This is a genomic window from Novosphingobium sp., from assembly GCF_041905565.1.
Classification (GTDB): Bacteria; Pseudomonadota; Alphaproteobacteria; order Sphingomonadales; family Sphingomonadaceae; genus Novosphingobium.
Genome location: NZ_JAYRKX010000018.1, coordinates 41,917 through 62,544, shown reverse-complemented (window position 1 = coordinate 62,544; position 20,628 = coordinate 41,917). Strand labels below are relative to the sequence as shown.

20 protein-coding genes are annotated in these 20,628 nt (G+C 68.8%); 6 read left to right on the top strand and 14 right to left on the bottom strand.

Annotation, left to right across the window (positions count from 1 at the left end; all coding sequences use genetic code 11):
* Nucleotides 1-98: 98 nt before the first annotated feature.
* Nucleotides 99-1,154: a hypothetical protein gene (locus ACE3N9_RS13910; RefSeq protein ID WP_374284580.1), complete on the bottom strand. Its 1,056-nt coding sequence runs from the start codon at nucleotides 1,152-1,154 to the stop codon at nucleotides 99-101.
* Nucleotides 1,155-1,282: 128 nt separating this feature from the next.
* Between ACE3N9_RS13910 and ACE3N9_RS13905 the strand changes: the two genes are divergently transcribed.
* On the top strand, nucleotides 1,283-1,693 hold the full coding sequence (locus tag ACE3N9_RS13905; protein WP_374284578.1) for a Zn-ribbon domain-containing OB-fold protein: 411 nt from the start codon (nucleotides 1,283-1,285) through the stop codon (nucleotides 1,691-1,693).
* Nucleotides 1,690-2,853, top strand: coding sequence for a thiolase family protein (locus ACE3N9_RS13900; RefSeq protein WP_374284576.1), 1,164 nt, complete (start codon nucleotides 1,690-1,692; stop codon nucleotides 2,851-2,853). Before ACE3N9_RS13905 ends, ACE3N9_RS13900 begins: the two co-directional genes overlap by 4 nt.
* On the opposite strand, the gene ACE3N9_RS13895 is transcribed toward ACE3N9_RS13900, so the two are convergent.
* From ACE3N9_RS13895 to ACE3N9_RS13845, 11 genes are all read right to left on the bottom strand, one after another.
* Nucleotides 2,819-4,168, bottom strand: coding sequence for an amidohydrolase family protein (locus ACE3N9_RS13895; protein WP_374284574.1), 1,350 nt, complete (start codon nucleotides 4,166-4,168; stop codon nucleotides 2,819-2,821). The two genes, ACE3N9_RS13900 and ACE3N9_RS13895, sit on opposite strands and share 35 nt — an antisense overlap.
* Nucleotides 4,168-5,079, bottom strand: coding sequence for a CoA transferase (locus tag ACE3N9_RS13890; protein WP_374284572.1), 912 nt, complete (start codon nucleotides 5,077-5,079; stop codon nucleotides 4,168-4,170). The genes ACE3N9_RS13895 and ACE3N9_RS13890 overlap by 1 nt, the downstream gene beginning before the upstream one ends.
* Nucleotides 5,076-6,056 carry an enoyl-CoA hydratase/isomerase family protein gene (locus ACE3N9_RS13885; RefSeq protein WP_374284570.1) on the bottom strand — a complete coding sequence of 327 codons (981 nt, stop codon included), beginning with the start codon at nucleotides 6,054-6,056 and terminating at the stop codon, nucleotides 5,076-5,078. Before ACE3N9_RS13885 ends, ACE3N9_RS13890 begins: the two co-directional genes overlap by 4 nt.
* A 28-nt stretch (nucleotides 6,057-6,084) precedes the next feature.
* Nucleotides 6,085-7,314, bottom strand: coding sequence for a CaiB/BaiF CoA transferase family protein (locus ACE3N9_RS13880; RefSeq protein WP_374284568.1), 1,230 nt, complete (start codon nucleotides 7,312-7,314; stop codon nucleotides 6,085-6,087).
* Between the two features lie 14 nt (nucleotides 7,315-7,328).
* Complete coding sequence (locus tag ACE3N9_RS13875) at nucleotides 7,329-8,804, bottom strand: aldehyde dehydrogenase family protein (protein ID WP_374284566.1); 1,476 nt, start codon at nucleotides 8,802-8,804, stop codon at nucleotides 7,329-7,331.
* Nucleotides 8,801-10,060: a cytochrome P450 gene (locus ACE3N9_RS13870; RefSeq protein WP_374284565.1), complete on the bottom strand. Its 1,260-nt coding sequence runs from the start codon at nucleotides 10,058-10,060 to the stop codon at nucleotides 8,801-8,803. The genes ACE3N9_RS13875 and ACE3N9_RS13870 overlap by 4 nt, the downstream gene beginning before the upstream one ends.
* Nucleotides 10,061-10,074: 14 nt before the next feature.
* Nucleotides 10,075-11,388 (bottom strand): amidohydrolase family protein, encoded by a 1,314-nt coding sequence (locus ACE3N9_RS13865; protein WP_374284563.1) that lies wholly within the window; start codon nucleotides 11,386-11,388, stop codon nucleotides 10,075-10,077.
* A 194-nt stretch (nucleotides 11,389-11,582) separates the two neighbouring features.
* The gene (locus ACE3N9_RS13860) at nucleotides 11,583-12,371 is read right to left on the bottom strand and encodes a FadR/GntR family transcriptional regulator (RefSeq protein ID WP_374284561.1); all 789 of its coding nucleotides are present in this window, start codon (nucleotides 12,369-12,371) and stop codon (nucleotides 11,583-11,585) included.
* A gap of 96 nt (nucleotides 12,372-12,467) precedes the next feature.
* Nucleotides 12,468-13,328, bottom strand: a complete 861-nt coding sequence (locus ACE3N9_RS13855; RefSeq protein WP_374284559.1) for an SDR family NAD(P)-dependent oxidoreductase — start codon at nucleotides 13,326-13,328, stop codon at nucleotides 12,468-12,470.
* Nucleotides 13,321-13,821, bottom strand: a complete 501-nt coding sequence (locus ACE3N9_RS13850) for an SDR family oxidoreductase (RefSeq protein WP_374284557.1) — start codon at nucleotides 13,819-13,821, stop codon at nucleotides 13,321-13,323. Before ACE3N9_RS13850 ends, ACE3N9_RS13855 begins: the two co-directional genes overlap by 8 nt.
* Nucleotides 13,821-14,702 carry an SDR family oxidoreductase gene (locus ACE3N9_RS13845; protein WP_374284555.1) on the bottom strand — a complete coding sequence of 294 codons (882 nt, stop codon included), beginning with the start codon at nucleotides 14,700-14,702 and terminating at the stop codon, nucleotides 13,821-13,823. The genes ACE3N9_RS13850 and ACE3N9_RS13845 overlap by 1 nt, the downstream gene beginning before the upstream one ends.
* Nucleotides 14,703-14,774: 72 nt before the next feature.
* Between ACE3N9_RS13845 and ACE3N9_RS13840 the strand changes: the two genes are divergently transcribed.
* Genes ACE3N9_RS13840 through ACE3N9_RS13825 form a run of 4 tightly spaced genes read left to right on the top strand, consistent with a single transcriptional unit; the run spans nucleotide 14,775 to nucleotide 17,817 of the window.
* A complete protein-coding gene (locus ACE3N9_RS13840; protein WP_374284553.1) occupies nucleotides 14,775-15,632 on the top strand; it encodes an SMP-30/gluconolactonase/LRE family protein in 858 nt (285 codons plus the stop codon).
* Nucleotides 15,625-16,047 (top strand): nuclear transport factor 2 family protein, encoded by a 423-nt coding sequence (locus ACE3N9_RS13835; protein WP_374284551.1) that lies wholly within the window; start codon nucleotides 15,625-15,627, stop codon nucleotides 16,045-16,047. Before ACE3N9_RS13840 ends, ACE3N9_RS13835 begins: the two co-directional genes overlap by 8 nt.
* Nucleotides 16,048-16,081: 34 nt before the next feature.
* Nucleotides 16,082-16,825 carry an SDR family NAD(P)-dependent oxidoreductase gene (locus tag ACE3N9_RS13830; RefSeq protein WP_374284550.1) on the top strand — a complete coding sequence of 248 codons (744 nt, stop codon included), beginning with the start codon at nucleotides 16,082-16,084 and terminating at the stop codon, nucleotides 16,823-16,825.
* A complete protein-coding gene (locus ACE3N9_RS13825; RefSeq protein ID WP_374284548.1) occupies nucleotides 16,825-17,817 on the top strand; it encodes an NADPH:quinone oxidoreductase family protein in 993 nt (330 codons plus the stop codon). Before ACE3N9_RS13830 ends, ACE3N9_RS13825 begins: the two co-directional genes overlap by 1 nt.
* On the opposite strand, the gene ACE3N9_RS13820 is transcribed toward ACE3N9_RS13825, so the two are convergent.
* Nucleotides 17,799-19,133 (bottom strand): wax ester/triacylglycerol synthase domain-containing protein, encoded by a 1,335-nt coding sequence (locus tag ACE3N9_RS13820; protein WP_374284546.1) that lies wholly within the window; start codon nucleotides 19,131-19,133, stop codon nucleotides 17,799-17,801. The genes ACE3N9_RS13825 and ACE3N9_RS13820 overlap by 19 nt on opposite strands.
* Nucleotides 19,130-20,626, bottom strand: coding sequence for a class I adenylate-forming enzyme family protein (locus ACE3N9_RS13815; protein WP_374284544.1), 1,497 nt, complete (start codon nucleotides 20,624-20,626; stop codon nucleotides 19,130-19,132). Before ACE3N9_RS13815 ends, ACE3N9_RS13820 begins: the two co-directional genes overlap by 4 nt.
* Nucleotides 20,627-20,628 lie beyond the last annotated feature (2 nt).

Sequence of the window (20,628 nt, the reverse complement as noted above, 5' to 3'; positions counted from 1 at the left end):
ACCATCAGCGGGTGGTTGGGCCGGGGGAGCGGGCCGGCCAGGCCAGGACAAGGCGGATGCCTTGTCCGCACCGGCGTGAGCCGGAAAGGGACTCTGCCCTACCGCGCACTCCGCAACGAATGGAACATCCGCTGGAAGTGCCGCGGGTTCCACACGTCCTGGTCCTCGCCCCAGCCGATCTTGCCGTCGAAGTCCCAGCGCATCAGCTGGTTGGTGCCATAGCCGTGCTCGCTCATCCGGCTGACGGCGAAGCCTTCCGCTTCCATCGTCCGGCCCATGTCGTCCGCCAGTTCGACCTGCATGTGGCTGGCCCAGCCGGTGTCGGGATCGCGGAACACGCGCATCCGGCACTTGCTGCCATCAAGGTTGCCATAGACCCCGTCGCGCAGCAGGTAGCCGCCGTTCATCGGGCTCCACCCATCGGCGGTGCCATCCTGCGGGCGGACGAACCCCAGGAACCCGCTGTCGCCATCGGCGTGGCCGAAGATGTACTGGATGCGGCCGCGCCCGCGCTCGCGCTCGATCTCGCGCCAGCGCGCGCCGCCGGGGTGCTTCACCCGTTCCAGATCGTTCGCATAGTCCTGCTTGCGGCTTTGCGCATAGGGCCCGCCGCGAGGCCCCCACGTGCGGTCGCGCACCGACCAGCAATTGAGCGGGATCACTTCGCCGTCCAGCGTGATGGTCCCTTCGACCTTGCCAAGTTGGTCATAGTGCGGAGTGTTGATGAACGGCGGTTCACCCGGTTCGAACCGGCGCGGCGGATGCGCGCCGGTGAAGACGAAATCCAGCGCGAAATCGCGCTCCGGATCGGCGTAGGACAAGTGATACTTCATCCCCGGCTCCAGCATCTTCAGGCTGTAGCCGCCGCGCGGAAAGGTAATGTCGCGCAGGTCCGGATCTTCCGGCATCGGCGCTTCCTCGACCTTCTTGTAATAGGCCATCCGCGCCGGATCATAGCCGCGCTGGTCCCAGGCGAAGATCCGCCAGGTCACCGTCTTGCGGTTGGGGTAATAGGGGGTGTGGATCCACCCGCCGATGCGCCGTTCGGGCACGTTCCATGACCACCAGTTGGTCTCGGTCTCATAGGGATCGTCGGACAGCTGGTGATAGCAATCGTCCTCGGGACGGAAAGCAAAGGGATCGGCCTCGGTCATGCGCTCTCTCTGTGTGGTCGTTTTGCCATCATAGTAAACCAGGTTACATAGGTTGCAAGCACGAAGCCGCTTGCCTTGGTGGCGATAACTGACATATCGTCAATAAATAACCCGCCGGGAGAGAACGCGTGCTGCCCCTGCCCGAATTGACTGCCGAAAACACCGCCTTCTGGACCGGGGGCGAACGCGGCGAACTGATGATCGCGCTGTGCGATGCCTGTGGCAAGGCGGTGCATCCCCCGCAATTGCTGTGCCCGGCCTGCGGATCGCAGCACATCGCGCCGCGCGCCATGGCGGGAACGGGCACGATCTATACCTACACCGTCAACCACCAGCCGTGGATGCCGGACATGGCGGTGCCCTTAGTCCTCGCCGTGGTTGACGTCGATGGCGCACCCGGCGTGCGGGTGACGACGCGGATGATCGATTGCGATCCGCAAGCCGTGCGGATCGGCCAGCGCGTTGCAATCGCGTTCGAGCAGAGCGGCGACGTGTGGCTGCCGCTGTGGCGCCCGCTGGCGACGGGAGACGCAGCATGAAGGCGGCGATCACCGGGGTCGGCATGTCCGACATTGGCCGCAACACCGGACGGGCGGCCATGCTCCACCTCGCCGAAGCGGCCGACCGCGCGCTGGCCCGCGCCGGGCTGACCCGCGCCGATATCGACGGGATCGCAACCTATCCCGGCAAGGCCGAAGGCAGCCCCGGCATGTCGCCGCTGGGCACGGGCGAAGTGCGCGCCGCGCTGGGGCTGCAGACCCGCTGGCACAGCGCCGTGCCCGATGGCCCGGCACAGATGGCGCCGATCATGGTCGCGGCGATGGCGGTGGCAACCGGGCAGGCCCGCCACGTGCTGTGCTTTCGCGCGCTGACCGAAAGCTCCTCGCAAAGCGCGGGGCGGCGCGCCAGCATTCCCGGCGCGGGCAAGGCACAGGTTGGCGGCTGGCTGTCATGGCTGGTCCCGGTCGGCGCGATGTCGGCCAGCAACTGGGCGGGGTGGATGGCGAACCGCTATTTCCACGAATTCGGCATGACGCGCGAGCATCTGGGCATGGTTGCCGTGGGCCAGCGCCAGTTCGCCCAGGCCAACCCGATGGCAGTGATGCAAAAGCCGCTGACCATGGACGATTACCTCGCCGCGCGGATGATTTCCGAACCGCTCGGCCTGTTCGACTGCGACATTCCGATCGACGGGGCCGCCGTGGTGATCGTGTCCGCCGCCGATGCCGCGCGCGACTGCCGCCTGCCGCCGCTGCGGATCGAGGCGATGGGATCGGCGCTGCGCTCAGCCGAAACGTGGGACCAGCGCGCCGACCTCACCACCATGGGCGCCCACGATGCCGGGGCCGACCTGTGGGCGCGCTCCAGCGTGACCCCGCAGGATGTCGACGTGCTGGCGCTCTACGACGGGTTCTCGATCTTCGTGCCGCTGTGGCTCGAAGCGCTGGGGTTCTGCGGCCACGGCGAAGCAAAGGACTTCATCGCGGCGGGCAATATCGGCCCGGGCGGGCGCTATCCGGTCAACACCGGGGGCGGGCAGCTCTCGGGCGGGCGGCTCCACGGCTTCGGCCTGCTGCACGAAGCCTGCCTGCAACTGTGGGGCGAGGCGGATGGCCGCCAGGTGGCCGCTGCCCGCACCGCCGTGTGCGGCATGGGCGGCGGGTTCATTGCCGGGGCGATGCTGCTGCAGCGCGATTGAACGCGACCACGCCGCCGATCACGGTCAGCCGCACCCGCTCGGCGGACAGATCGCCCAGCACTTCGGCCAGACTGCCGCTGCACAGCACCAGATCGGCCGGCGCGCCGGGCGCGATCTCGCCCCGGCAATAGAGCCGCAGCGCCGCAAGCGCATTGAGCCGCTGGTCCGGCCCGAGCGGATGGCCCGCCGCCGTCAGCCGGTCCCGCGCCGCGCGCATCGCCAGCCACGGATCGAGCGGGGCATAGGGCGCGTCCGATCCGCCGAGCAGCGCCACGCCCGCGCGGGCCAGACCGGCGGCGGGATAGAGCCAGTCCCACTGTTCTTCCGGCACTTCGGCACGGTAGCGTTCGCCGCGCGCATGGATGAAGGCGGGATTGGTCGCAACGGTCAGCCCGGCGGCGGCGATCATGGCCATGAAGGCCGGGGGCACCAGCCCGCCATGTTCGACCCGGTCGCCGCCTCGCGCCCCGCCCGCCAGGTCCAGCGCGGCAAGGAAGAGCGCCAGTTCGCCCTCGGTCACGCAGTGCGCCGCCACGGCGCGCGCCTGCGCGCGGGCCGCGCCGATCCGCGCCGCCAGTGCTTCGGGCGTGGGCGGATCGCGCTCGTCGATAAGGAGTTTCAGGGGGCCGCGGGTATAGCCCGGCCCCTCCTCCAGCGCCTCAGTCCCCATCAGGATCAGGCGCTGCGGCAGGCGGCCCGCAAGCAAGGCGGCCTCCGCCGGGCCGTTGTGGGCGGTGGCGTCGGTCAGCGCGGTCAGGCCCAGCGCGGCCAGCTCTGCGCCCAATGCGGCGAGGTCAGGCGGAGCGGAAGGCAGCGCGGCGCGCAGCCAGGCATCCTCCCGCCAGAACCGGCCGGTCACCCTGCCCTGCGCGTCGCGCTCCGCCCCCGGCGGCAGCGGCTGATCGCCCAGCAAGGCCAGCGCCGCGCTGTTCAGCACCCACAGCGCGCCAGTGCGATCGGCCAGCCGCAGCGGGCGGACCGGCTCCCAGCGGTCGAGCAGGGCGACATCAGGCAGGCCCGCCGCGCGCTCGTCATAGTCCACGGCGCGCAAGGTCTCGCCGGGGGCAGCACGCAGCGCGGCGCTCACGTCCGCTGCGCTGACCAGCCCGGTCAGGCTGACCGAGCGCCGCCGCGCCGCCGTGGCCAGGATGTGCAGGTGATGGTCGTGCAGCCCCGGCAGCAGCAGATCGCCGCGCCCGTCGATTTCCTCCGCGCCGCCTGGCAGGCCCCGGCCCATGACCACGATCCGCCCGCCAGCCAGCGCAGCGTCCACCGCGTCCAGCCCCCAGGGCCGCACATTGCGCAGCACCAGCATCAGCCTGTTCCCCGCGCATAGGCGGCGGCGACGCAGGCCATGGCCAGGTCGATCAGCCCGGTCTTGCCCGCCAGCACCGCCAGCGCGGCCTCCAGCCCGGTCAGCGGATCGGCCAGGGCATCCCCGCGAAAGCGCGGTTCGTCGCCCTGCCAATCGACCATGCCACCCGCCGCCGCGCAGTCATCGCCAAAGCCGACGCGGAGCGCACCCGGCCCGGTGAAGCCATGCGCAGTGATCGCGGCCCAGGTCAGGTGCGGCAGCCGCGCCGGCTCCAGCCCCAGCCGCGCCAGCGCGGCGGGCCGCGCCGAAGTGACCAGCACATCGGCGTCCGCCAGCTCCGCCAGCAGCGCGGCGCGGCCCGCTGCGGTCCTGAGGTCCAGTTCGCACAGTTCCTTGCCCGCATTGATCCGCGCGTCGAGCCGGGGGGAGCTCTGCGGGGTCGGATCGGGCCGCCCCAAGCTGACGATCCGCACCACCCGCGCCCCCGCGCGGGCGAGCAGGCCCGCGCAGAGCGGCCCGGCCCACAGCGCGGACAGGTCCACCACCTTGCGCGGGACCGTGGTGCCGTTTGCGGGGACGAGCCGCTGCGGCGCAGCCTCGCCCACCACGGCAAGCGGCAGTTGCAGTTCCAGCCCCGCGCGGCGCACCGCGTCGGTATCGTGCTGGCTGGCCCAGTGCGCCACGGCGGCCCAGTCATCCCCCGCGCCGCCGGTCAACGCGGGGATCAGGTCCAGATCGTCCGGGCGGGCAAGGTTGAGCGCGGCCCAGCCATCAGCGCAGCGCAGCAGGCGGCAGTGGCGATTGGCCGAAGTCAGCCCCGGCGCGGCGAGGCCGCCCGGCGCATCGCGCTCCAGCAACTGGGCGGGCGACCAGCCGAACCGCGCCATCCGCGTAGTCAGCAAGTCGATCACGGTAGAGCCCCGTGAACCAACCCCCAGCGCAGCGCCTGCGCCGCGTTCAGCCGGAAGCCGCCCAGCGCCAGCCAGAGCAACCGGTGCCGCCCGATCGCGCGGGCGAAAGTCACCGTCCCGCCCGCGCCGGGGATCAGCCCCATGCGCAGTTCCGGCAGCTGGAACAGCGCGTCCGCCGCCGCCAGCCGCCGCGCGGCGGCCATTGGCACTTCCGCGCCCGAACCGATGCAGGCGCCGTGCAGGTGCACTTCGGCACGGTCCCCAAGCAGATGCAGCACCCGAGCACAGCTGCGCTGCATGCGGATCACATGTGCGGCGGCCAGATCGCGCGCGCTGCCGAATTCGCCCAGCGCCCCGCCAGTGGAAAAGCATTTCCCTTCCGCCCGCAGCACCACTTGCGGCGCGCTCGGATCCTCCAGCACGTTGACCAGCGCTTCATACAGCGCATCGCGCATCGCGGCGGTCATCGCGTTGCGGTTGCCGGGCGAGGCGAGCGTGAGCGTAACCCGGTCGCCCGCGCGCTCGTAACGCACCGGCGCGGCGGCCTGTTCCCCGTCCGTAACCGGCCCGCGCACGGCCAGCCAGCGGGCGAATTCATCCCCGCCGAGCAGCGCCGAATAGGCCAGCGATTCGAGTTCCAGCGCTGTGTCGAACGGCAGCCCTTCGCCCATGCGCAGCAGCCGGGCGAGCATGGCAGTCGCCACCGGACTGAGCGCCGCGCCTTGCCGGACCGTGGCCAGCTGCGCCTCCAGCCGTTCCGGCGCAACGCTGACCCACGGCGCAGGCGCATCCGGCGCGGTGGTGAACAGCACGTCGTAATCCGCCGGATCGAGCGCGGGCAACGCGCCCGCCCGGTCCACCGCCACCCGCACCCCGCCCGGCGGCAAGGGATCATGCGGGACGAGCAGCACCAGCGGCGATCCGGCCAGCGGCGAGAGCGCTTCGGCGCCGAGCAGGTCGGATGCGGCGGCAGTCATCCCCCGCTCCTTCCCGCAAACGGCTGGTTCAGGCAATGGCCCCCTTGGCTTTCAGCGCCTCGATCCGGTCCCAATCGACACCCAGTTCCATCAGGAACAGCTCGGTATGCTCGCTCGCCTCGGGCGCGCGGGTGTTGGTCACGGCCTGCTTGTTGAACTGCACCGGGTTGGCGACCAGCTTGATCGGCTTGCCGCCATCGGCGCTGTCGACTTCGAAGATCAGCCCGTTGGCCTGGACCTGCTCGTCCTTCTCGACGTCAAGCGGCGACTGGTAGGCGGCCCACTGCCCCTTCATCGTCTTGAGATGTTCGAGCCAGTAGGCGAAGGGCTGGCGTGCCATCGCCTCGCGCACCAGCAGGTGCGCGGCCTCGGAATTCTCGTTGAGCTTTTCGATGGTCGAGAACCGCGGGTCAGCCGCGCATTCGGGAATGCCCAGATGCGTGAAAGTATCCTCGATCAACTGCGAGGGGCTGAGGACGGTCAGGTTGATGAAGCCCCCGTCGCTGGTCTTGAACACGCCCATGAACGGGTTGGAGCCGATCACCGTCTTGCCCGGCATGGCATTGGCGAAGGGATCGACCTGCATTTCCATGCAGACGTCGATGCTGCACGCCGTGGCCCAGATCCCGCTGGACAGCAGCGACACGTCCACTTCCAGCGCCTCGCCGGTGCGTTCGCGGTGGAACAGCGCGGCGGCGATCCCGCCGGCGATGTTCATGCCGCCGATGGTATCGCCATAGGCCGGCCCGGGCTGGGTCAGCGGCCAGTCGAGTTCACGCGGGGAGACGAGAATGGCCGAGCCGCCGCGCGCCCAGTAGGCGGTCGAATCGAACCCGCCCTTGTCACGCTCCGGCCCCTTTTCACCAAAGGCGCTGCCGCGCACATAGATAATGTTCGGATTGACCGCGCGCAGGTGCTCCACGTCGATCTTCAGCTTCTGCCGCGCGCTGGGCAGGTAATTGGTCAGGAAGATGTCGCAGGTCTTGGCGATCTCGTAGAGCAGTTCCTGCCCCTCGGGCGTCGAGATATCGATGCCCACGCTGCGCTTGCCGCGGTTGGGGTGCTGCATCAGCGCGTTGCGCCGCTGATCGACCGCAAAGCGCTGCAATTCCTTGATCCCGCGCTGGGCATCGCCGCGCACCGGGTGCTCGATCTTGATCACGTCGGCGCCCCAGTCGGTCAGCACCGCGCCGGCTGCCGGCACGAAGGTGAACTGCGCCACTTCGAGCATCCGAATGCCCTTCATCACCTGGCTCATGCCCGGTCCTCCCCCTACTTCGCGCTGAAACTGATCACCTTTTGATAGGTGAATTCGTTGAGGCCATCCTCGCCATACTCGCGGCCATAGCCCGAGCGCTTGATCCCGCCGAACGGCGCGTCGGACAGCATGGTCCCCGCGCCGCCGTTGATCGCGACGCCCCCGGTGCGGATCCGCAGCGCGAGTTCATAGGCGCGCCCCGCATCGGCGGAATAGATCGCGCCCGCCAGGCCAAAGTCGCTGGCATTGGCAATGGCAATCGCCTCGTCATCGTCATCAAAGCCGATCACCGCGCCGATCGGGCCGAACACTTCCTCCTGCGCCAGGCGGCTGTCGTTGCGGGCATTGTCGAACAGGGTCGGCTGGAAGAAGAAGCCCTTGTCCAGCCCCTCGGGCCGCTGGCCGCCCCAGGCCAGGGTCGCGCCTTCGTCCTGCGCGATAGCGACATAGCGTTCGGTGCGGGCGCGGGCGACTTCGCGGATCAGGGGGCCGAACGACACGCTGGGGTCCGCCGGATTGCCGATCTTCACGTGGGCGAGCATCGCCTTCATCATCTCGACGAATTGGCCGCGCACCGAATTGTGCACCAGCATCCGGGTGGTCAGCGCGCAGCCCTGCCCGCAGTGCGTGGTGAACCCGCCCAGGCCCGCCATCGCGGCGGCCTGCAAGTCGGCGTCGGAGCGCACGATCAGCGCAGACTTACCGCCCAGTTCCATCACGATCCGCTTCAGCGTCGGCGCGCCCTGGGCCTGGATCGCCTCGCCCACCTTGTCCGAGCCGGTGAAGTGGACGAGATCGACGCGGGGATCGCTGGTCAAGAGCTTGCCCGCCTCGATATCGCCGGTGACAATCGACAGCACGCCCTTGGGCAGTCCGGCTTCGTCCGCTGCCTCGCCCAGGATCAGGGCTTCCATCGGGGTATAGGGGCTGGGCTTCAAGACCACGGTGCAGCCCGCTGCCAGCGCCGGCACCACCTTGCCGATGTTGAGGAAGAACGGGAAGTTGTAGGGTGAGATCGCCGCGACCACGCCGACCGGCTCGCGCACCACCACGGCGCTGCCCAGGGTCAGGCCGCCGCTGGCATTGGGGGTCAGTTCCGGGCTGAGCGGGGTGACCGGACTACGGCTCGCCAGTTCCACCGTGCGGCGGGCGTGCTTCATCGGGATGCCGTATTGCAGGAAGCCGGCGAGCATCTGGGTCGATCCCGCTTCGGCGACGATCATCGCGATGATCTGCTCGCGCCGGGCATCAAGCGCATCAAGGAACCGCGTGAGCGCGGCCTGGCGCTGGGCGACCGGCAGGCGCGGCCAGTCGCCATGGTCGAAGGCATGGCGGGCGGCGGCAATCGCGGCGTCGACTTGCGCGGCGCTGCCGACCGGGGCCTCGATCAGCAGGCTTTCATCCGCCGGGTTAATCACCGCCTCGCGCTCGGCAGTGGGCTGCCATTCCCCGCCGATGTAGATGCAGTCCGGATGCTTCAGGAAGGTCATGCCTTGGTCCTTGCTTGGGCGTCCCAGACGATCGGCAGGTTGCGGATCGAGAGCAGCCCCGGGGTCACGGTGGTATCGGCGCCGGGCTTGACCCGGAAAGTCGGCACGCGGGCGAGGAATTCCTCAAGCAGGATGCGCAGTTCCCGCCGGGCGAGGTGCGCCCCCAGGCACAGGTGCACCCCGCCGACAAAGGTATAGTGCCGGTTGGCGCTGCGCGCGGGATCGAACCGGCGCGGATCGGGGAACTGGTCGGGATCGAAATTGCCGCTGCTGTTGAGGCAGGTGATGTAATCCCCCGCCTTCAGCGTGACCCCGTCCCAGTCCAGGTCCTGCTTCACCAGCCGGAACGAATTGACCAAGGGCTGCATCCGCAGGAATTCCTCGACCGCGCTGTGGTTCCATTCGGGATGGTCGCGCAGTTGCTGCTGCAACGGCTGATCCAGCGCCATGCGGCGGAACATCTGGCTGATGGTCGAGGCGACCGTGTCCAGCCCGCCCAGCCACAGGAACCAGGTCATCCCGATCACCTCGTCCGGGGTCAGGGCGCGCCCGTCAATTTCGCCATTGGCAATGTAGCTGCCCAGCTTCTCATCCGGGCGGGCCTGCTTTTCGGCGATGAATTCCCGCAGGTAGGCGATCACCTGCCGCACCGCCTCGCCCATGCGGGCATGATCGCGCGAGTGCAGGATTTCCCATTCCCAGGCGAGGAACTGTTCGAACATGGCGAAGGGCAGGCCCATCAGGTCGAGGAACACCCGCACCGGGAAAACCCGGCCAAAGTCCCAGGCAATGTCGACCTCGCCCTTGTGGGCGAAGCTGTCGATCATCTCGACCGCCATGCGCCGCACCTGCGGCTCCAGCCGTTTCAGCGCGACGGGGGTGAAATGGACGTTGAGGAAGCGGCGATACCTGCCGTGTTCGGGTGGATCGATCCCCAGCGGGATCGAGGGAAACGTCTCGCCCGCGAGCAGCTGGAACTGCGCCACGCCCCTGGTCGAAAAATACGCGTTGTCTTCGTAGACTCGCTGGATGTCGGCATAGTGCGCCACCGTCCAGCTGCCCTTGGTCTTGTCGCCGAACGGATAGGGGCTGTAGAGCAGGCGCGGCACGCCGGGGGCGCGCAGCGCATCGGTTGCCGCATAGGGATCGAGCAGATCGTTCGGCGCGTGGCCCATCGCAAAGCGAATATCGACCACCCGTTCGCGCGGGACATGCGGAGGGGCCGCTTCGTCCACCTGCCATTCTGCCAGGGCCATCGTCTTGCCTCCCGTCAGGCGGACGCGAACATCCGCTGGATATCGCCCGAAGTGACCGGGCGGCGCGCCTTGCCGATCGTGTCCATGCTCTCGGTCTTGAGCCCGCCGAGGTTGTGGCGGGGCGAGACGTCCACGTCCTTGCCCAGCTCGCGCAGGTGGCCGACCGTGCAGTTGGCCTTGCCGCCGTTCAGCGCGAAGGCATCGAAGCTGTATTCGCGCATGACGTTGAGGTGGGTGATCTTGTCGATCACCTGCCGGTCGAGGCCATTGACCGAGGCCCAGAGGTATTCCGGCACATTGGGCCAGACGGTGTCGCTGTGCGGATAATCGCATTCGTAGGCGACCATGTCGGCGTTCATGTAATCGAGGTTCTTCACCCCGAACTGGTCGTCGATGAAGCAGCTGATGATGTGCCGCTTGAACACGTCGGACGGACGCTCGCCGCCAAAGTCGGTGAAGGTCCATTCGTGGTGGTGTGCATAGGTGAAGTCGGCGCGCTCGAGGAAATAGGGCACCCAGCCGATCCCCCCTTCGGACAGGGCCATGCGCAGGTCCGGATAGCGCTTCCAGAAGCTGGCGAAGGTCCAGTCCGCCGCCGAATTGGCGATGCTGATCGGCATGGCGGTGATCCACGCGTCGATCGGGCTTTCGTCGGAGGGATGCAGCGCCCGCGCGCCGGTGCCGATGTGACAGTTGATCACGATCTTCAGCTCGCTGCACGCCTGCCAGAACGGTTCCCAGTATTCATTGTGGATGCTGGGCAGGCCGATGTTGGCCGGGTTGTCGCTGAACGAGACGGCGTGGACGCCCAGCGCGCTCATCCGGCGCAGTTCCTTCAGCGTTTCGGCCATGTCCCAGGCGGGGACCAGGCACATCGGGATGAACCGGCCGGGGGCGGCGGCGCACCATTCCTGCACGTGCCAGTCGTTCCAGGCGCGCAGGGCGAGCAGCGCCTCGTCCTTGTCCTTCTGGGCCATGCCGACGAACACCCCGCCCGCGAAGCTGGGCATGGTCGGAAAGTTGAGGCTGGCCAGCACGCCATTGGCGTTCATGTCATCGACCCGCGCCTTGGGATCGTAAGTGCCGGGGCGCAGTTGTTCGAAAGTCGTCGGCTCCATCCCGTATTCGCTGCGCGGGCGGCCGACCACGGCGTTGAGCCCGATGGTGGGAAAGCGCTGGCCGTTCCACAGCCACACGTCCTTGCCATCGTCGTGGACGATGCGCGGGGCGCGGTCCTTCTTGCCTTCGGGATAGTGGCGGATGAACGCCTCGGGCGGTTCGATCGCGTGATCGTCCACGCTGATGATCACCATGTCGTCCATTTGCATCGCCGCTCTCCCGGGCTGGTCGCCTCACCGGGCGACTCTTGAAACTGACGAAGTGTCAATTACCGTATCGGGCACGGCGCTGCAACGGGATAATCGTCAACCTGGTTAGATAGGTGCACGCAGGCAGGGGCCAGCGCCCGGCGAAGCGCTGGTTGCTGGCGTGGTGACCGGGTTGTGCGGCGTGGTGCGCGGGTTCAGTCGCCCAGCGAATCGACCACGCGGGCACCTTCGCCCTCGCTGGTCCAGGTCGCATTGGCGTTGGTCAGGTGCAGGCGCCAGTGTGCCACGGCTTCCTCGACCGCGCCGGCCTCGATCAGGTCGACGACCTTGATATAGGAGCGCAGCCCCGCGCGGTGGCTCTTGCGGCGGGTTTCCTTGTCGCGCCCATGGCGGCGCTGGAAATCGATCTGGTGCTTGCCCGCCAGGTTGATCAGCATCCGGCTCATGAAAGTCAGCGTCTTGAGGCCCGTGGCCGCGACCAGCGACTGGTGGAACACTTCGACCCGGGCGATGAAGTCGTCGTGCCGCTCCGCATCGAGCAACGCTTCCATTTCGGCCAGCAGGTTGCGCAGCTTGGGCACGGCGTCGCCGCCCTTGTCGGTCGCCAGCCAGCGCACCACCGACGGTTCGATCGCCAGCCGCGCCTGGTACAGGTCGGCAATGGTAGTTCCTTGCGATTCAAGCACATAGCCCGCATAACGCGACACTAGGTCGACCGAGGGCTTGTGCACCTTCGCCCCGGTGCGCGAGCCGCGCACCACGCTGATCAGCCCTTCGGCCTCAAGAATGCGGAACGCTTCGCGCAGGGTCGGGCGGGAAATGCCCAGGCTGTCCATCAGCTGGCCTTCGGGCGGCAGGGTATCGCCTTCGGCCAGTTCGCCGCGCACGATCTGGGCGCGGATCTTGTCGGCCACGATCTCGCTGGTCTTGGGCACGTGGAGCCGCGACGGCGCGGCGGCATCATCAAGATTTCCCAGCAGCATGACCCTATCCTTCCTGCCGGACAAACTGGCAACCGGACAGTCTAGATAGTAAACTTGGTTTTACAACTAAAGAGGGAATGGCCGGGTTTCGGGCAATTATCCCCCGAACGAAAGCCCTTCGTTCAGGGTCCAGCGGCCATCGCGGCCCCGCACCCAGCCGCCCGCAGCCCAAGTGCCGCCGTCCACCGGCAATGTCACGCCCGTTACATAACTCGCCATGGCAGAGCAAAGGAAAACCGCCGCATCGCCGCATTCGCCGTCCACCCCTTCGCGGCCCAGCGGGATCAGGCGGTTCATCGCATCCACCTCGGCCGGATCGCGCGCGCGCCAGGTGGCGGGATCGACCGGCCCGGCGCGGTTGCTCATCGTGCCCGGGGTGACGGTGTGATCGGGCGCGATGCAGTTGACCCGGATACCGTGGCCCGAAAGTTCTACCGCCATCGACCGGGTGAAGCTGACCATGCCCGCCTTGCACGCGGCATAGACGGCAAAGTTCGGCGCGGCGCGCTCCGCCTCGATCGAAGCGACGTTGAGGATCGCCCCGCCGCGCCCGCCCCGGATCATCACCGGCGCGGCGGCATGGGTCGCGGCCAGCATCGACACCAGGTTAAGGTCGATGTGCCGCCGCCAGCTGCGCTCCCCCTGTTCCAGGAACGGCCGGGCCGAAACCCCGCCGGCATTGTTGACCAGGATGTCGATCCGGCCGAATTCGGCATCGGTCCGGGCGATGGCAGCGCGGATCGCTTCGGCGTCCATCGCGTCGCCCGGCAGGGCGAGTGCCCGCCGGCCCAGTTCACGCACCCGCACGGCCACTTCCTCGGCCCGTTCGGGCAACACTTCGAACACCGCAATATCGGCCCCGGCCTCGGCCAGCCGCAGCGCGATGGCGCGGCCGATCCCGCCGCCGCCGCCGGTAACGAAAACCACCTGCCCGTCGAGCCGCCAGCGCTCAGTCATCCAACCCCACCCCCATCACCGCGCCGGTGACATAGGCGGCGTAATCGCTGACGAGGTAGGTGGCGAGATTGCCCAGTGTCTCCGCCTTCTCCACCGTCAGCACCGCGTTGACCCGGATTCCGTCGCGCGCCCATTCGACGCCCAGCGTCTTGGTCAGGTTGCCGAGCGCCCCGGCGGCAGCGGCGTGATCGCTGCCCAGCGCCTGTTCCGGCGCGCCGACGAACAGCACCGCCCCGCCCTTGCCCAGGGCGCGCCGCCGCGCGGCGAATTGCTGGGCCAGCCGGAAGCGCAGGTCGAGCCCATCATCCAGCACCGCGCGCCATTCGGCGTGGCTGAGTTCATGCACCGGGCGCACCGGCGGCGGCGCGGCCACGTGGATCAGCACGTCGCAGTCCTCGCCATCCACCAGCCGCGCCCCTTGCACCGCCAGAGCAGCGGCAATCGCCGGGCTATCGCCCACGAGCCGCGCGGTCTTGCCCGCCAACCAGCCCATCAGCGCCACCCCCACGGCCCTTCGGCGCGTTCACGCGGCGGGACGAAATCGGGCATCATCAGTGAGCGGCGCAGGCTTTCCCCGCCGTCCTGCACGATCACCTGCCCGGTCAGCCCGGCCAGCAGCGGGGTGCAGGTCATGGCCGCCAGCCAGCCGAATTCGTAAGTCGAACCGGTCCGCCCGGCGGGGATCATGGCTTGCAAGGGCTCGATCCCGCCCTCGCGCCCGCCAGCGGTGGAGGTTGCGTGCGGAAAGAACCCGGCGGCAATCGCGTTGACGCGAATGCCATAGGGCGCCCATTCGCGCGCCATGCGCTTGGTCATGGTCGCCTGCGCGGTCTTGGCCGCGGCGCTGTGGGCATCGCCGGGAAAGCCGGTCCAGATATACTGCGCTGCATTGTTGATGATGGCGCCGCCCTGCCCGCGCGCGATCAGGCGGCGGGCAAATTCGGTCGAGCACAGGAAAGTCCCGTCAATCGCAATCCGCGTCACCGCGTTCCAGGCGTTGACCGAGATGTCCTCCGCCAGCACCGGAAAGTTCGCCCCGGCGTTGTTGGCCAGCAGCGTGACCGGCCCCAACGCCGCCTCCACCGCGTCGAAAGCGGCAGCCACCTGGTCCGCCTGGCGCACGTCGCAGCTCAGCGCATGGACCCTGGCGCCCAGCGCCGCCAGCCGGGCCGCGCCCTCCTCGGCCCGTTCCAGGCTGCGGCCCATCACCGCCACTTGCGCCCCGCCCTGGGCAAAGGCGGTGGCCATCGCCAGCCCCATGCCCGAACCGCCGCCGGTGACCAGCACGGTCTTCCCGGCAAACACGTCCGCCGGATAGGGCGGCGCATCGAACGGCGGCGGCGTGGCCACGATGTGGTGCTGCGGTGTTGCCATGGCGCCAAGGGTTGCGCACCATCCCCTCAGGTGTCAAGACATAGATAACCAGGTTATACAGGAGAGCGCGGCATGGAAGTGGTGGCCGAAGGACTGGCCTTTCCCGAAGGCCCGGTGGTCATGGCCGATGGCTCGGTCATCGTGGTCGAACTGGCGGGCGGGCGGATCACCCGCTGCTGGAACGGCCGCAGCGAAGTGATCTGCGCAATCGGCGGCGGCCCGAACGGCGCGGCGATCGGCCCGGACGGCGCGCTGTGGGTCTGCAACAACGGCGGGCTGGACCTGGCGAAGTTCCAGAACGCGCGCGGCCCCGGCTGCGAAGGCCGGATCGAGCGGGTGGACCTGTCCACCGGCCGGTTCGAACGCGTCTATGACGCCTGCGAGGGCGTGCCGATCGAAGCACCCAACGACCTGGTGTTCGATGCCGATGGACGGCTGTGGTTCACCGATCTGGGCAAGAGCCACGACGGCATTCGCACGGCCAGCGGGCTGTTCACCTGCCTGCCCGATGGCACGTCGATCGACGCGATTTTCCGTCACGCCATGGGCTACAACGGGATCGGCCTCTCGCCCGATGACGCCGCGGTCTATTGCGCCGATACCCACCAGGCCCGGCTGTGGCAGTTCGAGCGCAAGGTGCAGCCGCAGCGCCCCACCTGGGTCGCCACCGCGCCCGGCCCGGTCGGGTTCGACAGCCTGGCAGTGACTGCGGCCGGCAACGTCTGCGTCGCCACGCTGTTCGATGGCGGGATCACCACGATCACCCCCGCCGGGCAGACAGCCAAGCGCGCCTTCGACGATCCCTATACCACCAACATCGCCTTTGGCGGGGCGGACATGCAGGATGCATATATCACCCTGTCGCAGCGCGGCGCGCTGGTCAAAGTGCGCTGGGACGAACCCGGGCTGAAGCTGCATTTCAATGGCTGACCTGGCGGCAGACCGCGACGCGATCCGCCACCTCCTCGCCTGCTATACCTACAGCGGGGACCGGGGCCGGATTGCGGACCTCGCCGCCTGCTTTGCCAGCGATGGCACGCTGGAATTTCCCGGCGTCACGGCATGCGGACCGGACCAGATCGCCGCCGCGCTTACCGCTGGCCCGGCCAATCCGCAGCGCAGCTTCGTGCGCCATCACGTGACCAATCCGCTGATCGAGTTGGACTGCAACCAGGCCGCCGCGCGCAGCTATTTCACGGTCTACAGTAACAACGGGCCGGACCATGCCGGCACTTATAACGACCGGCTGGTGCGCACCGCGCAGGGCTGGCGCTTCGCCCATCGCCAGGTGCGGATCGACTGGCAGTGCAACGACAGCTTGTTCCGGCCAATGGTGACGCGCTAAGCCCTGGTGCAAACGATATTGGGAAGGGGCTGACATGATGGATCCGCTGTTTGATTTCACTGGCAAGGTGGTGCTGGTTACCGGGGGCAGCCGGGGGCTGGGCTACCAGATGGTCCGCGCCTTCGCCGAGCGCGGGGCAGACGTGATCATCGCCAGCCGCAAGCTGGAAAACTGCGAACAGGTGGCCGAGGAATGCCGCGCCATGGGCCGCCGGGCCATGGCCTTTTCGTTCCACGCCGGGCGCTGGGACGATTGCGACGCGCTGATCGAAGCCGCCTATGCGCAGTTCGGGCGGGTCGACATTCTGGTCAACAACGCGGGCATGTCGCCCGCCTGCCCCAGCCACGAATTGCCCGAAAGCCTGTTCGATTCGGTGCTTAACCTCAACTTCAAGGGGCCGTTCCGCATGGCCAGCCAGATCGCCCACCGGATGAGCCAGGGCGCGGGCGGCTGCATCATCAACGTCAGTTCCTCAGGCTCGCTGATGGCACTGCCGCTGGTCGTGCCCTACGGCGCGGCCAAGGCGGCGCTCAACGCGATGACCGTGTCGCTGGCGCGCGAATATGCGCCGAAGGTGCGCGTCAACACGGTGTGCCCCGGCCCCTTCCTGACCGATATTGCCCAGGCCTGGGAGGAGGACAAGCGCGAGCATCAGCCTGTCGCGCTGGGCCGTCCGGGCCGGCCGGAGGAAATCGTCACCGCCGCGCTGATGCTGGCCAGCCCGGCCAGTTCCTATACCACCGGCGCGCTGGTGCAGGTCGACGGCGGACCGCGCTGATGCCGCGTGCGGTGATCGCCGACCAGTTCGGCGGCGCGGATGCCTATAACCTGCGCGATCTGCCCAGCCGGCCGCTGCAGTCTGGCGAAGTGCGCGTGGCAATCCATGCTGCGGGCATATCCTATGTCGATGTGCTGACTGCCGAAGGGCGCTACCAGGTCAAGCCGCCGCTGCCGTTCATTCCCGGCAGCGAGGCCGCCGGGGTGGTCACCGAGCTGGGCGACGGGGTAACCGGGCTTGCCCCCGGCACGCGCGTTTCGATCAGCGGCTGGGGCGGACTGTTTGCTGAAGAAGCCGTGGTGGCCGCACGGATGGTCCGGCCGATCCCCGATGGCCTGCCCTTTGCCGAAGCGGCAGTGTTCCCGGTCAGCTTCGCCACGGCCTGGCACGCGCTGGTCGATCGCGGGCAGCTGCGCGCGGGCGAAACGCTGCTGGTGCTGGGCGCGGGTGGGGCGACCGGCCATGCCGCGGTGCAGGTCGGCAAGCACCTCGGCGCGCGGGTGATCGCCTCGGCTTCGACGCCGGACAAGCGCAAGCTGGCGCTGGACGGAAGGGCTGACGCGGCAATCGACGCCCGGGCTGAGGACTGGCGCGATCAGGTCCGCGCCGCCGCCGGGGGCAAGGCGGTGGATGTAGTGTTCGATCCGGTTGGCGGCGATGCCACCGATCCGGCGTTCCGCTGTCTGGGCTGGGGCGGGCGGCACCTGGTGATCGGCTTTCCCGGCGGAATCGCCGCGCTGCGCACCAATCTGCCGCTGCTCAAGGGCGCCAGCCTCGTCGGAGTCGACATCCGCCAGTTCGGAGAGCTGGAGCCCGAGCGCGCCGAAGCCAACCGCGCAGACCTGTTCCGGCTCGCCGCCGCAGGCGTGCTGCGCCCGGCGATTGCCCAGCGCTATCCGCTGGAACGGTTCCGCGCGGCGATGATCGACGCCGCCGGTGGCCACAGCGCCGGACGGGTGGTGCTGGAAATGGCTCAGCCCAGCGCGGCGTAACCGGCGAAGGCGGCGCGGAACAAGTCTGCGATGCGGGCCACATCGGCGATCTTCTCCGCATCGGCGATCACCCCCATATCGAGGTTGTCGCCGCTGCGCCGCGAAGTGATGTTGAGGAACCGGGCCGACCCGATGATCGGCACCGGGTAATTGTGCAGCTGCCGGTAACCGGCATAGCTGCGGCTGCCCGCCGGGCCCGGCACGTTTGACAGGGTCAGGTTGCCGGGCAGCACCCGCCCGCCGCCGCTGGTGCGATTGGCGAATGTCTCGCGCCGGTCGCGCGCGCCGAACGGCTTGTCGAGCGCGTCGAGCAGCGCCTCGTCATGCGGCGTGCGGCGCATTTCTGCCGCCATGCTGGCCTGGATCGCGCGCAGCCGGTCCAGCGGATCGGGCAAGTGCGTGGCCAGGTGCGGATGCAGCGCGACGATGCGGTTGCCAAATGCCCCATGCTCCGCCCGGCGATAGGACCGCGCCGAATTGACCACCAGCGGCGCCTCGGGCAGGTCGCCGATTTCCATCAGGTAGTCGCGCAGCGCCCAGCTGGCGCAGGCCATGAACAGGTCGTTGACCGTTGCGTCCAACGCCTTCGCCGCCTGTTTGAACGGCGCCAGCGGCAGCGCCAGCGGCACAAAGCTGCGCCGGGGCGAGGTTGGCCCGGACAGCTTCAGCACCGGGGTTTCGGCGCGCTCGCCCTTGAACGCTTCCAGCGCGGCGAGCGCCGCCTTGCGCGCGGCAGACTGGGCCTGCCGGGCTGGTTCCTCCGCCGCGAAGCGCGCTTCCGACAGCGCGCGCCAGGTCACCGCATCGGGCAGCGCGGCATCGCCGGTGCGGGGCGCGGCGGGGTGTGCCTCGTCGCTCAGCAGCCGCATGACTTCCTGAAAGCCGATCCCGTCGACCACGCTGTGATGAACCTTGAGCAGGAACGCGCCGTGCTGGGGCCAGACGTGCAGGCGAAACGGCGGGCGGGACAGGTCGAGCCGCTCCATGTTGCGCGCGGCGACCGCGCCGAGCAGGTCGTCGCCCTGTTCCTCGACCACGTGCCAGTCCATGTCGGCCGCGGCCAGATCGGCCCAGACATCGCTGTCATAGCCGTCGGGGGCCTGGACCAGCCGGGCCAGCAGCGGTGTTGCGGGCAGGCGCTGAGCGACATGGCGGCGCAGCTTGACCGCCAGACTGGCGCGATCATCGGTCGGCACGTCGAGCAGGATCAGCGCGCCGACGTGCATCGGCGAGGCATCGGTTTCGGTCAGGACCATGAAGTGATCGTCGACCCGCACGCGCCGCACGCCGGGGGCGAGCTGCAGCGGATCGGTCATCCCGCGAGCAGGCCCTTGACCTCGCGGCGCAGCAGCTTGCCCATCTCGTTGTAAGGCAGGCTGGGGAAGAAGCGCACCACTTCGGGCACCCGGCTGGAGCGCAGGCGGGCGCGGACCATGTCCTTCAGCTCCTGTTCGGCGGGCTGCTGGCAGCCGCCGCGCACCACCACGGCCAGCCCCACCGCCTCGCCCCATTCAAGGCTGGGCACGGCGACCGCCGCGCAATCGGCAATCGACGGGTGGGTCAGCAGCAGGTCCTCGATCTCACCGGGCGAGATGTTCTCGCCCCCGCGCACGATCACGTCGTCAGCGCGGCCGGCCAGGAACAGGTAGCCGTCCTTATCAAGGTAGCCGGCATCGCGGGTCGGGAACCAGCCGTCCGCGTCAAGCGCGCTGCGCTCGCGGTACTGGCCCGAGACCTGATCGCCCCGGACGTAGATTTCGCCGACCTGCCCGGCGGGCAGCACTTCGCCGTCCTCGCCCCGGATTTCGAGTTCGATCGTCGGCAGCGGCTTGCCGACCGAGGCCAGCCGCGCCCGCACGGCGGGATCGCTGGCAGTGTGGGCGGCGCGGTGCTCGTCCGGGCCAAGCAGCGCCACGGTGGAGCTGGTTTCGGTCAGCCCATAGGCATTGGTGAAGGCGCAGTCCGGGAACCGGTCGAGCGCCTGGCCGATCAGTTCGAGCGGCATCTTGCCCCCGCCATAGGCGACCGCCTGGAGCGAGCCGATGTCGGCCCGCACGCCCTTTTCCAGCGCGTGGATGATCCGCCCCAGCATGGTCGGCACGACGAAGGCGTTGGTCACCCGTTCGGCCTCGACCAGCTTGAGCCAGTCTTCCGGCGCGAAGGCGGGCAGCAGCACGATCCGCCGCTGCGCATAGATCGACGAGGCCAGCGCCGCGATCCCCGCGATGTGATAGGGCGGGACGGAAACCAGCGTCGCCTCGTGCTCATCAGCGGCGGCGAATTCGACCGTGCCGAGGATGTAGGAAACCAGGTTTGAATGGGCCAGGATCGCCGCCTTGGGCGCGGCGGTGGTGCCGCTGGTGAACAGCTGGATCGCGATCCCCTCGCCCGTATCATGCACGGCATCGGGGCTCGCCACAGCTTCCAACGCGGCGAGCGTGAACTCGCTGCGGGGATAGGCGATATGGCCCTGCCCGTCGCCCAGCCGCTGCACCCGCGCCACGTCGCCCACCACCACGGCGGGCGCGATCCGGCCAAGCAGCGCGCCCAGGTTGGCATCGGCCAGCCGATAGTTGAGCGGGCAATAGGGCACACCCGCCAGGCCGGCGCCAAACAGCGCGATCACCGCCGCCTCGCTCGATTCGTCGAGCAGTGCGACATGGCTGGCCCCGCTGGCGCGGATCAGTTCGGCCGCGCCCTGGGCTGCCTGCCACAGTTCGGCATAGGACCAGCGCTTGCCATCGCAGACCAGCGCGATCCGGTCCGGCGCGGCCCCGGCGGCCATTTCGAGCAGAAGGGCGATATTCATCT

Bases quoted from the DNA above. Each gene is read 5' to 3' on its own strand.
- ACE3N9_RS13840 (WP_374284553.1), top strand. From the start codon at position 14,775: ATGGAAGTGGTGGCCGAAGGACTGGCCTTTCCCGAAGGCCCGGTGGTC.
- ACE3N9_RS13830 (WP_374284550.1), top strand. From the start codon at position 16,082: ATGATGGATCCGCTGTTTGATTTCACTGGCAAGGTGGTGCTGGTTACC.
- ACE3N9_RS13860 (WP_374284561.1), bottom strand. From the start codon at position 12,371: ATGCTGCTGGGAAATCTTGATGATGCCGCCGCGCCGTCGCGGCTCCAC.
- ACE3N9_RS13880 (WP_374284568.1), bottom strand. From the start codon at position 7,314: ATGAGCCAGGTGATGAAGGGCATTCGGATGCTCGAAGTGGCGCAGTTC.
- ACE3N9_RS13885 (WP_374284570.1), bottom strand. From the start codon at position 6,056: ATGACTGCCGCCGCATCCGACCTGCTCGGCGCCGAAGCGCTCTCGCCG.
- ACE3N9_RS13865 (WP_374284563.1), bottom strand. From the start codon at position 11,388: ATGCAAATGGACGACATGGTGATCATCAGCGTGGACGATCACGCGATC.
- ACE3N9_RS13825 (WP_374284548.1), top strand. From the start codon at position 16,825: ATGCCGCGTGCGGTGATCGCCGACCAGTTCGGCGGCGCGGATGCCTAT.
- ACE3N9_RS13870 (WP_374284565.1), bottom strand. From the start codon at position 10,060: ATGGCCCTGGCAGAATGGCAGGTGGACGAAGCGGCCCCTCCGCATGTC.
- ACE3N9_RS13820 (WP_374284546.1), bottom strand. From the start codon at position 19,133: ATGACCGATCCGCTGCAGCTCGCCCCCGGCGTGCGGCGCGTGCGGGTC.
- ACE3N9_RS13900 (WP_374284576.1), top strand. From the start codon at position 1,690: ATGAAGGCGGCGATCACCGGGGTCGGCATGTCCGACATTGGCCGCAAC.
- ACE3N9_RS13910 (WP_374284580.1), bottom strand. From the start codon at position 1,154: ATGACCGAGGCCGATCCCTTTGCTTTCCGTCCCGAGGACGATTGCTAT.
- ACE3N9_RS13850 (WP_374284557.1), bottom strand. From the start codon at position 13,821: ATGGGCTGGTTGGCGGGCAAGACCGCGCGGCTCGTGGGCGATAGCCCG.
- ACE3N9_RS13875 (WP_374284566.1), bottom strand. From the start codon at position 8,804: ATGACCTTCCTGAAGCATCCGGACTGCATCTACATCGGCGGGGAATGG.
- ACE3N9_RS13855 (WP_374284559.1), bottom strand. From the start codon at position 13,328: ATGACTGAGCGCTGGCGGCTCGACGGGCAGGTGGTTTTCGTTACCGGC.
- ACE3N9_RS13815 (WP_374284544.1), bottom strand. From the start codon at position 20,626: ATGAATATCGCCCTTCTGCTCGAAATGGCCGCCGGGGCCGCGCCGGAC.
- ACE3N9_RS13845 (WP_374284555.1), bottom strand. From the start codon at position 14,702: ATGGCAACACCGCAGCACCACATCGTGGCCACGCCGCCGCCGTTCGAT.
- ACE3N9_RS13835 (WP_374284551.1), top strand. From the start codon at position 15,625: ATGGCTGACCTGGCGGCAGACCGCGACGCGATCCGCCACCTCCTCGCC.
- ACE3N9_RS13895 (WP_374284574.1), bottom strand. From the start codon at position 4,168: ATGCTGGTGCTGCGCAATGTGCGGCCCTGGGGGCTGGACGCGGTGGAC.